The sequence below is a fragment of the Candidatus Enterococcus moelleringii genome, assembly GCF_017377575.1.
Lineage (GTDB): Bacteria > Bacillota > Bacilli > Lactobacillales > Enterococcaceae > Enterococcus_A > Enterococcus_A moelleringii.
In genome coordinates, this window is sequence record NZ_JAFREM010000004.1 from 340,874 (window position 1) to 355,385 (window position 14,512).

The 14,512-nt window shown below is 41.0% G+C and carries 15 protein-coding genes; 5 read left to right on the plus strand and 10 right to left on the minus strand.

The window, feature by feature from the left end:
* Position 1: 1 nt before the first annotated feature.
* The 8 genes from JZO70_RS03435 to JZO70_RS03470 all read right to left on the minus strand — a co-directional run bounded on the left by JZO70_RS03435 (position 2) and on the right by JZO70_RS03470 (position 7,622).
* A complete protein-coding gene (locus JZO70_RS03435) occupies positions 2-1,612 on the minus strand; it encodes an ABC transporter substrate-binding protein (protein WP_207672131.1) in 1,611 nt (536 codons plus the stop codon).
* Complete coding sequence (locus tag JZO70_RS03440) at positions 1,609-2,613, minus strand: ABC transporter ATP-binding protein (protein WP_207672132.1); 1,005 nt, start codon at positions 2,611-2,613, stop codon at positions 1,609-1,611. Before JZO70_RS03440 ends, JZO70_RS03435 begins: the two co-directional genes overlap by 4 nt.
* Position 2,614: 1 nt before the next feature.
* Positions 2,615-3,607, minus strand: coding sequence for an ABC transporter ATP-binding protein (locus JZO70_RS03445; RefSeq protein ID WP_207672133.1), 993 nt, complete (start codon positions 3,605-3,607; stop codon positions 2,615-2,617).
* A gap of 333 nt (positions 3,608-3,940) precedes the next feature.
* Complete coding sequence (lacD, locus tag JZO70_RS03450; protein ID WP_207672134.1) at positions 3,941-4,912, minus strand: tagatose-bisphosphate aldolase; 972 nt, start codon at positions 4,910-4,912, stop codon at positions 3,941-3,943.
* A gap of 14 nt (positions 4,913-4,926) precedes the next feature.
* Positions 4,927-5,856, minus strand: coding sequence for a tagatose-6-phosphate kinase (lacC, locus tag JZO70_RS03455; RefSeq protein WP_207672135.1), 930 nt, complete (start codon positions 5,854-5,856; stop codon positions 4,927-4,929).
* A gap of 11 nt (positions 5,857-5,867) precedes the next feature.
* Positions 5,868-6,383, minus strand: a complete 516-nt coding sequence (gene lacB / locus JZO70_RS03460) for a galactose-6-phosphate isomerase subunit LacB (protein WP_207672136.1) — start codon at positions 6,381-6,383, stop codon at positions 5,868-5,870.
* Positions 6,384-6,400: 17 nt separating this feature from the next.
* Positions 6,401-6,829 carry a galactose-6-phosphate isomerase subunit LacA gene (gene lacA / locus JZO70_RS03465; RefSeq protein ID WP_207672137.1) on the minus strand — a complete coding sequence of 143 codons (429 nt, stop codon included), beginning with the start codon at positions 6,827-6,829 and terminating at the stop codon, positions 6,401-6,403.
* A gap of 22 nt (positions 6,830-6,851) precedes the next feature.
* Complete coding sequence (locus tag JZO70_RS03470; RefSeq protein WP_207672138.1) at positions 6,852-7,622, minus strand: DeoR/GlpR family DNA-binding transcription regulator; 771 nt, start codon at positions 7,620-7,622, stop codon at positions 6,852-6,854.
* 156 nt (positions 7,623-7,778) lie between these two features.
* On the opposite strand from JZO70_RS03470, the gene JZO70_RS03475 reads away from it, so the two are divergent.
* The 3 genes from JZO70_RS03475 to JZO70_RS03485 are packed head-to-tail and all read left to right on the plus strand — an operon-like array spanning position 7,779 to position 10,001.
* On the plus strand, positions 7,779-8,273 hold the full coding sequence (locus JZO70_RS03475; RefSeq protein WP_207672139.1) for a PTS sugar transporter subunit IIA: 495 nt from the start codon (positions 7,779-7,781) through the stop codon (positions 8,271-8,273).
* On the plus strand, positions 8,266-8,568 hold the full coding sequence (locus tag JZO70_RS03480; RefSeq protein WP_207672140.1) for a PTS sugar transporter subunit IIB: 303 nt from the start codon (positions 8,266-8,268) through the stop codon (positions 8,566-8,568). Before JZO70_RS03475 ends, JZO70_RS03480 begins: the two co-directional genes overlap by 8 nt.
* Positions 8,569-8,597: 29 nt before the next feature.
* Positions 8,598-10,001, plus strand: coding sequence for a PTS galactitol transporter subunit IIC (locus tag JZO70_RS03485; RefSeq protein ID WP_207672141.1), 1,404 nt, complete (start codon positions 8,598-8,600; stop codon positions 9,999-10,001).
* 64 nt (positions 10,002-10,065) lie between these two features.
* Here the strand turns inward: JZO70_RS03485 and JZO70_RS03490 are convergent, their stop codons facing one another.
* Positions 10,066-10,821 carry a DeoR/GlpR family DNA-binding transcription regulator gene (locus JZO70_RS03490; protein ID WP_207672142.1) on the minus strand — a complete coding sequence of 252 codons (756 nt, stop codon included), beginning with the start codon at positions 10,819-10,821 and terminating at the stop codon, positions 10,066-10,068.
* A 175-nt stretch (positions 10,822-10,996) separates the two neighbouring features.
* On the opposite strand from JZO70_RS03490, the gene JZO70_RS03495 reads away from it, so the two are divergent.
* Together JZO70_RS03495 and spx are read left to right on the plus strand one after the other, a co-directional pair.
* On the plus strand, positions 10,997-11,905 hold the full coding sequence (locus tag JZO70_RS03495) for a magnesium transporter CorA family protein (protein WP_207672143.1): 909 nt from the start codon (positions 10,997-10,999) through the stop codon (positions 11,903-11,905).
* A 575-nt stretch (positions 11,906-12,480) separates the two neighbouring features.
* Entirely contained in the window at positions 12,481-12,906 is a 426-nt protein-coding gene (gene spx / locus JZO70_RS03500) for a transcriptional regulator Spx (protein WP_207672144.1), read from the plus strand.
* 60 nt (positions 12,907-12,966) lie between these two features.
* On the opposite strand, the gene ahpF is transcribed toward spx, so the two are convergent.
* Positions 12,967-14,511, minus strand: a complete 1,545-nt coding sequence (ahpF, locus tag JZO70_RS03505) for an alkyl hydroperoxide reductase subunit F (RefSeq protein WP_207672145.1) — start codon at positions 14,509-14,511, stop codon at positions 12,967-12,969.
* Position 14,512 lies beyond the last annotated feature (1 nt).

Below are 14,512 nucleotides of genomic sequence, written 5' to 3' on the forward strand. Positions count from 1 at the left end.
ATTAGTTGATCGTTACATCTTGGAAGCTGATTTTTTGTACTTCATAGTAATTCACATCATCTAAATTGCTGCGGTAAGCCAGTACTTTTGGATGTTGAACCAAAAGAGCATACGGCATATCATGAGTAATTAATTCTTGTAATTCTTTAGAAGCAGCTGACCGTTTGTCTTCGTCCGATTCTGTTTGAATTGTTGTTTGCAGCTCGCCAATCTTGCCGTCAGATGGATCTTGCCAGTTTGCACGTTCTCCAATAGTTTCTCCTGGTAAGAAGGCTAACTGATTGTTAATGTCCATGTAATCTGGATGCCAATGCATTAATAAGAAGCTTTCTTTTCCTTCACGGTAAGAGTCGATTACTACACCGATTTCAGAAGTTTCAATTTCCGCATTGATACCGATTTTGCTTAGGTCATCTTTGATCTTTTGACCGATTGTGGTCCAAGACATACCTTCTGTATCAAAGTTGGCTACAGTGAACTTCACGTCAAAGCCGTCTGCAAAGCCAGCTTCTTCCATCAATTTCTTCGCTTCGTCTAAATCCATAAAGTCGGTTTCTTTTTCCAATGCTCCAGTAAAACCTTGCGGTACAATATTCAATGGTAAGACTGCTTTGTCACCACAAATTTCCAACAATTCCTTGTAGTTGATCGCCAAACGAACAGCCTCTTGAACTTTTGGATCAGCCATCGGTCCACCGACTTCTGGATCATCATTCATTAATAAGAAAGTCGTGGATGTTCCAGTATAATTACTTAATTCAACCCCGTCTTGACCTTCCAATTGCGAGGCATTATCCACCCCAATACCTAAAGCAATATCAATGTCGCCCTGCTTCAAGTTTTGGATTTGGGTATTTACGTCTGGAATTTCTTTACAGATAACTTTGTCGTTCTTCACTTCGCCCCAATATTCTTCGTTGCGATCTAAAACAACTTCTACATTTTGTTTCCATTCGCTTAAGACATAAGCACCAGAACCAGCTGAATTTTGGTTTAACCATTCTTCGGCTGTATCAGTAGTGGCTGCATCTTCCGCATCGGTTCCACCATGCTCTTTAACCACTTCGGAATCAAGAACCGCAAATGCGTTGTTGGCCAGCTTTACTAGGAAGCTTGCATCGGGTTCATTCAAGGTGATCACTACGGTATAATCCTCTGGTGTTTCGACGCTTTTCACATTTTCAGTTATAGGAGTAGTATTACTCTTCAAGTTCATTGTCCGATTAATACTAAAGGCCACGTCTTTAGAAGTTAAATCATTACCGCTGGAGAATTTTACGCCTTCTTTCAATTTAAAGGTATAAACGGTTTGAGTATCATCCAACTCATGATCTTCTGCTAATGAAGGCTCGGGAGTAGATGTGTCATAGGTGCGATATAGATTGTCATAAAGAGCATAATAAATCATGTTGCCGTACACTTCGTAACCGTGCGCCGGGTCCAAGGTCTTCAAGTCAGAATCCATTCCGACAATTAACGTGTTGTCGCCACCGCCGCTGCCGCCGCTAGCACCTCCGCCAGAGTCATCGGTTTCTCCCCCGCCGCCACATGCTGTTAACATCAATACCAACGCGCTTAATAATCCTAATGCGACTTTACGATGTTTTTTCATTTTTCGTTTCCTCCCTCAGTGTTTGGTTGTTTACATAAATGACAAGCCACAAAGTGATTGTCTTTTACTTCAATTAATGCAGGATTCTCTGCTTCGCAAACCGGCATCGCATACGGACAGCGGGTGTGAAACTTGCAGCCTTTTGGAGGATTAGACGGACTAGGTACATCCCCCTTCAACACAATCCGATCTTTCTTTATCTGATCAATCGTTGGCGCAGCCGAAATCAAAGCCTGCGTATACGGATGCAAGGTGTCTTCATACAAGGCATTCTTATCTGCCAATTCAACAATATTTCCCAAGTACATCACAGCGATCCGATCGCACATATGATACACAACCCCTAAATCATGGGAAATAAAGAGATAGGTCAAATTCATTTTTTCCTGCAGCTCTTCCAATAAATTGATCACCTGGGCCTGAATCGATACGTCCAAGGCCGAAACTGGCTCATCACAAATAATAATTTCTGGCTCCAAAGCCAACGCCCGGGCAATCCCGATCCGCTGCTTCTGACCTCCCGACATTTCATGGGGATAGCGGTGCTTGTATTCTGGAGCTAAGCCCACCATCGTTAGCAGCTCATCAATTTTTTGATCGATTTCTTGTTTGGACATGTCTTTTTTATGATGGATCTTGTAAGGCTCGGCTAAAATTGCCCCGATCCGATTTCTTGGATTCAAGCAAGCCGATGGATCTTGAAATACCAGCTGAACTCTTGAACCAAATTCAACCTTCTCTTTGCGACTCTTTAGCTTAGTAACATCCAGGCCTTCAATATAAATGGTGCCGTCTGTAATCGGGAATAAATTCAGCAAAGTCTTGCCTAAGGTACTTTTCCCACAGCCGCTTTCACCAACTAAACCAAATGTTTCTCCTTTTTGAATGGTAAAGGAGACATCATCCACTGCCTTCAAGATTCCTTTTTGGCCTTTACTGTCACGGATATCAAAGTATTTTTTCACGTTTTCCAATACGACAATTGGTTTTTGTGCTTCCATCTTATGGGTTCACCTCAGCTTCCTCTGCAGAAGAGTATTTAAAGCAGCGAACTTTGCGGCCCGCGGCAATTTCCGATAAGGCCGGCCGTTTCTCCTTGCAAATGTCCATCGCATAAGGACATCTTGGGTGAAAACTGCAGCCTTTTGGCATATCATCCAATCGCGGCACGACCCCGTCAATGCTGTTTAACGGTTCTTTTTGGGTTTGCATTTTTGGTATGGCAGCGATCAAGCCTTCCGTATAGGGATGCTTCGGTTCATCTAAAATTTCGCGAATGCTCCCTTGCTCCACAATTTTGCCGGTATACATCACGACAACTCGGTCACAGACCTCTGAAACGACGCCTAAATCATGGGTAATCATAATGATCCCCATTTTTAGTTTTCCTCTCAAGTCCTTTAACAGCTCTAAAATTTGGGCCTGAATCGTCACATCCAAAGCCGTCGTTGGCTCATCGGCAATCAGCAGCTGCGGATCACAGGCCAGAGCCATCGCGATCATAATCCGCTGGCGCATCCCGCCAGACATCTGATGGGGATACTCGTTAAAGCGCTGCTCTGGTGCCGGAATCCCTACCAGCTCCAGCAACTCAATCGCCTTCGCTTTGGCATCTTCTTTACTGATTTTTTCATGAATCAGCATCGATTCCATGATTTGTTTCCCGCATTTGTGCAGCGGATTTAAGGAAGTCATGGGCTCCTGAAAGATCATTGCCAGCTGATTGCCGCGATAATGCTGCTTTTCTCTTTCTGGCATGTTGATTAAATCTTTCCCTTTAAATAGGGCCTGACCAGTCACTGAAGAGGTATCGGCATCTAATAAACCCATGATGCTCAGAGAAGTCACACTCTTCCCGCTCCCACTTTCCCCTACAATCCCCAGTGTTTCGTTTGTATTTAATTGAAGGTCCAAATTATCGATAGCGGTGACTGTTCCGTTATAGGTTTTAAACCTTACAGTCAGCTGCTCTACACGTAACAATTCTTCTTCCATAAAATAATTGTCTCCCCACACACTTCATTCTTTAATTTACCATTAGATATGTATCCGTTTTCTAATAGTTTAAAAAGACAGACTATTCACACAATTCTTTGTTAACTAATTATAACAGTCCAAAAAACGTTGTCAAGACAGCTTTGTGTTCAGATAAACAAGTGCACTTATTTTCAATAACGGGTGTTTAGTGTTTTCAAAACGATTAGATTTCGGTTAGCTGTTTGTGAAAAATACCATTAACTAGTCAATTTTTCTTTCATAAGGAAGTTAACTCATCTGACAAATGCTATTTAAAATAACAAAAAAGCATCTATAAAAGATGCTTTTTTCCTAATCTAACTGAATGGGTGTTGCGTTTTCATTGAGGATTTTATTTAATCCTTTGATATTTTCGCGTCCTTGTGTCCGCAGCCACTCTTTTGCAGCTTCTTTGCCTTGAACAACGTAAGGCTCTACTCCGTTGGCCCAGGTTGCTCTACCACAGAGAACACCGTTAAAGGTTGAACCGCTGTTTTTGGCAAAGCGCAGGGTTTCTTGGAACAAGTCGGCACTTACTCCAGCACTCAAAAAGATAAAGGGCAGGTTCGTTGCTTCTGACTGTTCTTTGAAGTAAGCCGCGGCTTGCTCTTTCGTGTAAACGGGCTCTTCATCAGTATAGCCTTCTACATAGTTCATATTCACGGGTACTTCGCCTTTCAAGACATCCACTCCATAGCGGGCATTTGAAAATTCCTTCATCATGTCGATCACTTTATGAGGTTTTACTTGGGCATACTCCCTGGAGCTGCTGTCAGCATTTTGCGCATCGTAGGAAACCAGTTCTAAAAAGAAGGGTAATTCTTCGGCTGCGCATTCAGAGCCAATCCGTTCCATAAAGACTTTTTTCTGTTCATTAATTTCTTGGGCTTCATCGACATCATAGTAAAGTAAAAACTTGCAAGCATCCGCCCCGGCTTCTTTCAAGCGTTTCACTGACCAAACAGAAAGAATATCCGGCAAGCGTCCTGGTGTCGAAGCATCATAGCCGGTCTTTTCATATGCCAGCAGCAAACCAGCATTAGCATCACGACTCTCTGCAGCCGGCAGGCCATATTCTGGATCTAACAAAATAGCTGAAGCATAAGGGGTTAACTCTTGCGAAACCAACTGCTTGAACTCAATAATTTCTTCGTCTGTGGCATCAGAGCCTTTAGACTTTGCGATCATCTTTTTCAAAGCACCTCGTTGATCAATGGCTAAAGCGCCAATGATTCCTTGATCATTGCTTATCTGTTTTAAGTAGTCTCTTTTCGTTGTTTTCATAATTTTCCTGCTTTCTAAAATTTTGTTAGTTGAATTTGCTGGGAAAGCTTTTGATAGTTTGCCAAATTGACTGCCCCAGTTGTTTGCTCTTGAGCATTTAACATCCCCAACGTATTACCTTTCTTCAGCAATTCTTCATCTGTTGCCTTTTCTGCAATGGCCGCAGCGAATCCGGCGATCGTCGAATCACCTGAACCCACCGGATTAACTACGGAAATTTTAGGGATTGTCACTTGATAAAACGTGTCGTGATGTTTTGCGATTGCCCCGTGAGCGCCTAACGAAACGACTACCCATTCAATTCCAGCAAACAATTCCGTGGCAAGAGCTGCTTTGATACTTGCTTGATTTTCCATCGGTTGACCGATTAAGTCAGACAGCTCTTCCCGATTAGGCTTGATCAAATATGGTTTGTAGGGATTTTCCAATACTTGCTTCAGGGCTTCGCCAGAACAATCCAACACAGCTGGCTTGTTCGCTTGGTTACAGCGTTTAATGATTTCAACGTAGAAATCCTTAGGCAATCCTTGCGGCAAACTGCCGGAAATCGTCAGGACATCGGCCTGCTTGATTAAGTCATCCAGCTGCTGCAGAAAGCCCTCAGCTTCTTCCGCAGAAATGACCGGTCCGCTTTCCAGAATTTCGGTTTGATTGCCTTCATGTAAAATGGCAATACAATTTCTTGTGTTTCCGGCAATTGGTGCGAATCGTTGATCAATCCCTGCGGCGGCTAATTCGGCTTTGATTCCTTCGCCAATGTAGCCTCCCAATAATCCACTGGCTGTTACTTCGTGGCCTAATTGCTTTAATACGCGAGTCACATTCAAACCCTTGCCGCCAGCTGTTTTGCTGACATTGCTTAGCCGATTCACCGTATCCAGCTGAAAGGTTTCCAACGGATACGAAATATCAATCGATGGATTCATCGTAATGGTTACAATCATTTTTAGTCTCCCTAGTCGTGGTATTCTCCCCGATCCCATTTTTCAATAAACTCATCGAAAAAGTTTTCAGAGAACTGTTCTTTAGCCGCTTTTTCGACGTGATCAATTTTCGCGATCCATGCTTTATTGGTTTCGTCTTCTTTGTATTCTGCTTTAATAAAAGCTTCGATAATGTCGCAAATCAAAAACTCGCCGGTAATCCGGGCGCCAAACCCAATCACGTTGGCATTTAACTGTTCTTTAGAATAAATTGCTGTTGTCATGTCCCGGACCAGTGCCCCGCGCACACCCGGAACCTTGTTTACCGCATTGTTGATACCTACACCGGTTCCACACAGGCAAACGCCTAAATCTGCTTCGCCACTTACCACAGCTTCCCCAACTTTTTTACCAAAAATAGGATAATGGGTTCGGGTAAAATCATAGGTTCCGACATCTACTACCTCATGTCCTTTTGATTTCAAGAAATCTGATACAGCAATTTTCGTATCAGTAACAATATGGTCGCATCCTAGTGCAATTTTCATTATTTTTCCGTCCTCTCCTAAGCCATTTTATTGAGCATGTCTACCCGAACCTGATGACGTCCGCCATCGTAATCCGCTGCCAAAAAATCTTTTGCAATATTTAACGCCAGCTCACTGCCAACTATTTTTGATCCTAGGGTAATCATGCGTGAATTGTTGTGCTCCCTGGTCATATAAGCCGTACGCTCGTCAGAAACTTCTGCTGCCACCATGCCTTTGACTTTGACTGCTGTCATAAAGCTGCCAGCACCATAACCGTCAATCGCAATTCCTAAGCTGTCTTCATTTTGTAAAAGGTCTTGGGCAATTGCTAAAGTCGACTCCACAAAATCTTTAGCCGCTTCTTCACTTTTATCGACTACCTCGTGGCCTTCCTTACTCAAATTTTCTTTAATAAATTCCTTTAGCGCCATTCCCTCTTGATCTGATCCAATTACTACGCGCATTGCTGTTTCCTCCTTTATAGAATTAATTAATGATGGTCGTGTATTGTTGATAGTTGTTTTTCACCTCATCTGGCAGGGTGTAATCTGTAAATAAGGCATCTGCTTTCTGCAAATCGTAGAAGTTATAAAAGTCGCTGCGATTGAATTTATTGGCATCAGCTACCAAGAATTTCTTTTGGGCGTTATCCAAAACAATCTGCTGCAAAGTTCCTTCTTCAATACTAAAATTGGATACTATATCCTGCTGAATCCCATTGGCACCGATAAAAGCTTTTTGAATGCTGATTTTTTGTACAATTTCGTGAGCCATCGTACCTACAAATGCTCCGGTTATTTCCCGATACAAACCACCCACTAAGTACAGTTCAAACGAATGCTGCTCATTTAATAGTTGAAACACTGGAAGACTATTGGTTACAATTCTTACTTTTTTGTCTGCTAAGTAGCGCGTCATCAATTCAATCGTTGTTCCTGATCCCAGAAAAATAGTATCGCCTTCTTCGATCCATTCGACTGCTTTTTGAGCGATGTATTTTTTCTCGTCCGTATGGATATTCTTTTTCTCTGTGTGTGACAATTCATTGACTGTTCCCATTCCCCCTCCTTCTTCATATCCCAAACTTTGGACTCCACCGCGAATACGGACTACTTTTTCCTTTTGAGCCAGTTCATCCAAGTCTCTACGGACAGTCATATCAGAAACTGCCAGTTTATTTTTGATAAACTGGACGGTTACTACCCCATAGTGATTGCACATTTCGATAATTGATCGATGACGTTCATTCTTCAGCATATAGTCTTACCTCCACCACCATAATAAAACACAAACAAACATTTTTCAACTCTTTTTGTTCGATTTAGTTTGTTTTTCAGTTGACATACTGTTTGGAAGCGTTTATACTCAAGGTGTATTCAACATAAACAAACATTTTTTTGAGGAGGTTTACAAATGACATCGCTTTTTAACAGGGAAACGGTATACGTCACTGACAAAACGTCCCCCACCGAAGTATTTGAAGAAGTTTATTTGGATCTATTAAAGAAGAAGCTGGTTACCAATGAATTTCTCACTAGTCTTTTGGAAAGGGAGCAACACTATCCAACGGGATTAGATCTCACGCCGGTTGATGGTGATTTGCCGAATATTGCAATCCCTCATACAGAGAGTGATTTTGTACGAACCACCCGAATTATTCCGATTCGGTTGCAAACACCACTTACGTTTCACAATATGATTACACCTGACGATCAATTAAGTGTGTCCTTTCTTTTTATGATCCTGAATGAAAACGGCGAAGAGCAGGCAGGATTATTAGCTGACATCATGGATTTCATTAACGCAACAGAAAAACCAGCTTTGTTATCATTTTTATCTTCGAATAGTCCCGAAGAAATCTATCAATTTTTGGAAAAAAATTTTAAAGGAGAGAAAAACAATGATTAAAATTTTAGCAGCATGCGGTGCCGGAGTGAATTCAAGCCATCAAATTAAAAGCGCCTTGGAAAACGAACTAAAAAATCGGGGGTATCAAGTAACTTGCGATGCGGTCATGATTAAGGATATTAATGAAGACATGTTGTCTCACTACGATATTTTTGCTCAAATTGCCAATACTGACTTAGGTTTTGATATTCATATCCCAGTTGTCGATGCTGGTGCGATTCTTTACCGGATTCCCGCAATGGCTGAACCGGTTTATGAACATATGGAAGCTGCCATCAAGTCAGTCAGCAAATAATATTTGTTCCGTGTAGGAGGGACCATTAAATGAGTACAATTATTGATTTAGCTAATACTATTTTTCAGCCCCTGATTAACCTAGGGGCTGCTCCACTAATGACCATCGTACTAACGATCATTGCACTATTTTTCAAGGTTAAACCAACTCGTGCCCTCGAAGGCGGGTTGAAACTCGGGATCGCATTAACCGGTATCGGAGCTATTATTGGGATTCTAACTACTGCTTTTTCAGGTGCAATGGCCGATTTTGTTCAACGTACCGGAATTTCGCTAAATATCACCGACGTCGGCTGGGCACCCCTAGCAACTATTACTTGGGGCTCACCTTATACGCTGTACTTCTTATTAGTCATGGTGATTGTCAATGTCATCATGTTGGCATTGAACAAAACAAACACATTAGATGTAGATATTTTTGATATTTGGCATCTTTCAATTGTGGGATTGTTCGCTATTTTCTGCGGTGCCAATTTATTGGTTGCTTCTGCTTTAGTCATTTTTATTGGTATTTTGAAGATCATCAATTCGGATTTAATGAAGCCAACATTTAATGATTTACTAAATGCACCGGATGAAAATCCGATGACGACTACCCATATGAACTATATGGTGAATCCGATCATCATGGTCTTCGACAAGATTTTTGATAAGATTTTCCCTTGGTTGGACAAATACGATTTCGATGCTGCTAAATTGAACAATAAAATAGGTTTCTGGGGTTCGAAATTTGCTATCGGGATTTATTTGGGGATTTTTGTTGGCTTGCTAGCCGGTCAAACACCTACCGAAATCTTTTCATTAGCCTTTACTGCAGCCGTCTGTTTGGAATTATTCTCTTTGATTGGTGCTTGGTTTATTGCAGCTGTAGAACCTTTATCACAAGGGATCACTGATTTTGCCAACAAACACTTGAAAGGTCGGACAATCAATATTGGTTTGGATTGGCCCTTCTTGGCAGGTCGCGCAGAAATTTGGGCAGCAGCAAACGTATTAGCACCAATCATGTTGCTGGAAGCAATCATTTTACCTGGGAACAAGCTTTTACCTCTAGGCGGGATCATCGCCATGGGTGTTACACCGGCTTTACTAGTTGTCACTCGTGGTAAATTAATTCGGATGATCGTCATTGGTGCGATTGAACTTCCGCTATTCTTATGGTCAGGAACGTTAATTGCTCCATTCGTAACCGAAACTGCTAAAAAAGTTGGAGCTTTCCCCGCTGGATTAAGCGAAAATGCCTTGATCTCACACACAACAATGGAAGGGCCAATTGAAAAATTCTTAGGCTATCTTGTTGGTAATGCTTCACAAGGTCAAATTGAATTTATTTTGTATGCCGCTTTAGCCTTAGCTGCTTATCTGCTGATCTTCGTCTGGTATGCAAGAGAAATGAAGAAACGCAATGCCATTTACGCTGAGAAAAAAGCTTAATACTAAAAAAGCCAGAAATCAGATGTCGTTCTGATTTCTGGCTTTTGCGTTGGTGTCCATGATTCTATTCGGCTAAAAGGACTTCTTCCTTTTCAATTTTGGTATAGGTTTCGCAATCATCCTTGTTAGTAATAACCGCCGTGACATCTTTTAAGTGGTAATAAGAATAAAAGTCATTTTGGCCAATTTTAGAATGATCGGCTAAAAGATACTTTTCAACCGAGTTATTCAAGGCGATCGCTTGGGTCTGTCCTTCTTCAAAAGTGGAGGTCATGATATCCTGCTCGTTTAGTGCATTACAGCTGAAAAAAGCTTTGTGGAAATGCATGTCCATTAGATTCTTGTTAGTAATTTCGCCATAAAATGCTTGGGTGGTACTGCGCATTTCTCCACCCAATAAATAGACTTTCCGTAAACTATTTTCTTCACTTATTTGCTGGAATACTGGCCAACAGTTAGTTACAATTCGTACTGATTGCAAAGTGATCAACTCGGCCAACAGTTCAATTGTTGTCCCTGGGCCTAAAAAGATTGTTTCGTTCTCGTGGATCAATTCCACAGCCTTGCGGGCAATCATCTGTTTTTCATCAATGTTCACAATTTGCTTTTCACGATGGGTTAATTCGTGACTGCGAATGAAATTCTTCAGCCGTGCTCCTCCGTGGACTCGTTCCAATAGTCCCTGTCCTTCTAATTCATCCAGATCACGCCGAGCAGTCATATCAGATATGGACAGCTGTTTAATCATGTCACTAACCTTCACTGTACCGTTTTCCTCCAACAAGCCCATGATGGCCCTTTGTCGTTCGTCCTTTAACAACGGGTTCACCCCCCTAAATTTTATCAATAAATTTGTTTGTTTCTATAATAACAGGAATTCGCCAATTACACATTCATCTTTTTTGAATTCAATACAAAAATAGATGAGCTTCCAATTTTAGCTAATAAGGTATAAAATAAGACGAACTTTCTGGTATAAGAAACGAGGTTAAGCCATGCGAACCAAAATCACATTCAACCACCATCAAAATACCTGGATTAATCTAACTACTGAAGATAAAGACGAAGTCCGGCAGCTTTATACCGAATACCAAATCGACCAAGAGGTTGTTGAGTACTCGCTGGACCAAAATGAACGAGCCCATCTGGATTATGATAAGTCGGCCCAAACGCTGGTGTTGATTTACAATGTGCCTAATCGGTTAAAAATTGATAATCACTACGAAACGATTCCTATGACCTTCATTGTGAAGGATCGGACATTAATTACTGTGACCAATAAACGAAACCAATATCTGTTTTTTGAGATGCAGAATTCGCTTGAGAAATTTCCGACACTAACCATTTTCGAATTTTTATTTACCAGTCTCTTCCTTATTAGCGACGCCTATTTCCCCCTTGTGGAAGAAATGAATCGAGAACGTACTAAGGTCAGCAATAAATTGAAGGAGAAAGCCACTAAGCAGAATTTACTAGCTTTGTCTGACTTAGAGACCGGGATCGTCTTTTTTATCTCCGCTTCTAAGCAAAATGTGGTTCTTTTAGAACAGTTAAAGGCTCATACGATTTATAAGCAGCTAAGCGATTCAGAAAAGGAACAACTGGACGATGCTCTGATTGAGGCCAGACAATTAGTTGAAATGACTAAACTGTCTTCCGAAATTTTGCGTCAACTGTCTAGTACCTATAACAACGTGTTGAACAATAATTTGAACGACACCATGAGAATCTTAACGGTCTTATCGGTGTTGCTGACGATTCCTACGATTATTTCGGGATTTTTCGGAATGAATATGCCGCTGCCTTTAGAGAACAATACTTCTGGCTGGCTTATTACTATCCTCATCAGTATTGTTCTTTGGTTGGGACTCTCCTTTATTTTCCGCAAACTCATTAAACGATAAAATTTAATCCATCGGCTTTCTATCCGACAGCTGATGGATTTTTTTCCTTTAGCTAAAATGTATAAACTTTTTCAAAATGAATAAAAGCGGCTTTGTAAGGGGAATCACCAGAAGTAATCTTGATTGCCAGATCAAATGATTTTGATCAGTCTTTGTAATTTTATAAAGGGTCTCCATATATATAGGAAGAAACTGATCAGAATTCATTTTCATTTTTTATTCGGTACAGCATTTTATTATGAAGAATAGTGACAAAATCAACTAAATCAGTTTTTTCGATTCTTAAGAATTTTTTGATTGTTTCTAATATCACATTACTCATTAGTTATATAAGTTAAGCAAGCCACCTTTATGAAACCCTTTCAATTAGCACTTTATAGCCAAAAGGCGACCTGAAATTATAATGTTTTCAGGTTCTTTTAATTTAGATTACAAATTAGAACAACTCTTTTTTAGCCGTTTATTTAATTCAAAAATTTCACAAATGGTAAACTTTCCTGTAACGTAGTGTGTGTAAGATATTTCTAGTTATTTATATAAATATTTTTTCACCTATTAGAAAGGCAGGATGTTAAATGATTAAACTGTATATTTCCCCAAGTTGTACTTCATGTAGAAAAGCGAGAGCGTGGTTACAAGAGAAAGGTCTTCCATTTGAAGAACGTAATATTTTCTCAGACCCATTGAATGCTGAAGAAATTAAAGAGATACTTTCCTTAACTGAAGCCGGTACAGAAGAAATTATTTCAACTCGCTCAAAAATCTACGAAAAATTAAACATTGATTTTGACAGACTATCAACAAATGAACTAATTGCTCTAATTGAAAAGTACCCAGGTCTATTGCGCCGTCCGATTATTTTAGATTCATTGCGCTTGCAAGTTGGTTACAACGAAGATGAGATTCACCAATTCATCCCGCGTAAAATCCGTCGTACTGCGGCAAAAGAAATGGCAAAAATGTTGGTATTTATGGAATTAGAAAAACAAAGCTTAGCCTAAATCCTAACAACATATATCCCTCAACGCAAAAAAGCTGCGAAAACGCAGCTTTTTTGTTGTTTATTTTGTTGGAAACTCATTACGAATCGTGTAATCAAAGGCACCTAAGGCCGCTGTAGCACCCGATCCCATCGAGATGATGATCTGCTTGTAGGCACTGTCAGTACAGTCCCCTGCCGCAAAAATACCCTCTACATTGGTCGCTCCGTGCTTATCAACTAAGATTTCACCACGATCAGTCAATGCAACAGAATCCTTCAACCATTCCGTGTTTGGCATTAAGCCAATTAGAATGAAGACTCCTTCAACTGACAAGGTATGCTCTTGATTGGTTTCACGGTCCGTATAGGTAAGTGCTTCGACATGGCTAGAGCCAGTGATTTCTTTTGTCGCAGCGTTTGTGATCACTGTTACGTTGTCCAGTTGATACAATTTATCCTGCAAGACTTTATCAGCTTTTAACTCAGGCAAGAATTCCACTACATAAACATGCTTAGATAAACCTGCTAAGTCGATTGCTGCTTCAATCCCAGAGTTACCGCCGCCAACTACTGCTACGTCTTTGCCTTTAAACAATGGACCATCACAGTGAGGACAGTAAGCAATTCCTTTATTCTTGAATTCTTTTTCACCAGGTACGTTGATTGCACGCCAACGAGCTCCGGTAGAAAGAATCGCGGTTTTTGATTTCAATTGTGCGCCGTTTTCCAGTTCAACTTCGATCCACTCACTCTTGCGGATGGCTTTTGCCCGTTGACCTTTCATAATATCAACGCCGTATTGGTTCACATGTTCTTCCACTTGACGCATCAATTGTGGGCCTTCAACATAAGGAGTACCGATGACATTTTCAATTCCTAATGTCTCAAGTACTTGTCCGCCAAAGGTTTCAACCACCATACCAGTTTTAATTCCTTTACGGGCAGCATAGATCGCTGCACTAGCTCCAGCAGGACCGCCGCCAACAACCAACACATCAAACGGTTCTTTTTCTGCAAACTCTTCTGCATCCATTGGTCCGGCAACCTTTTCGATCAATTGCTCGATGGTTGTACGGCCGCTGCTGAACTCTTCACCATTTAGGAAAACGGTTGGAACAGCCATGACTTCTTTTTCATCGACTTCTTTTTGGAACATGCCGCCTTCAATCATGGTGTGGGAAATCTTTGGATTCACTACAGACATGATGTTTAAGGCTTGAACTACGTCAGGACAGTTGTGACAAGTTAAGCTGACGTACGTTTCAAAATGCAAGTCTTTGTCGATAGTCTTGATTTGGTTAATGATTTTGTCATCTACTTTTGGTGCTCGTCCGCTAACCTGCAGCAAAGCTAAAATAAATGAAGTGAACTCATGTCCCATAGGCAGACCGGCAAAAGCGATACCGCTTTTTTCTGTGCCGGATTGATTAATTTCAAAGCTTGGTGTGCGAGATAGATTCGCTTTTTCCACCGTGATACGCGGTGTCATTTCAGCAACTTCCGTCAAAAAGTCAGAAACCTTAGTTGAGTTTTCGTCCTCTGACAAGCTTGCTGTGAAAACCACGTCTGATTCTAATAGTTCTAAATATTGTTTTAGCTGTGCTTTCGTTTCATTATCTAACATG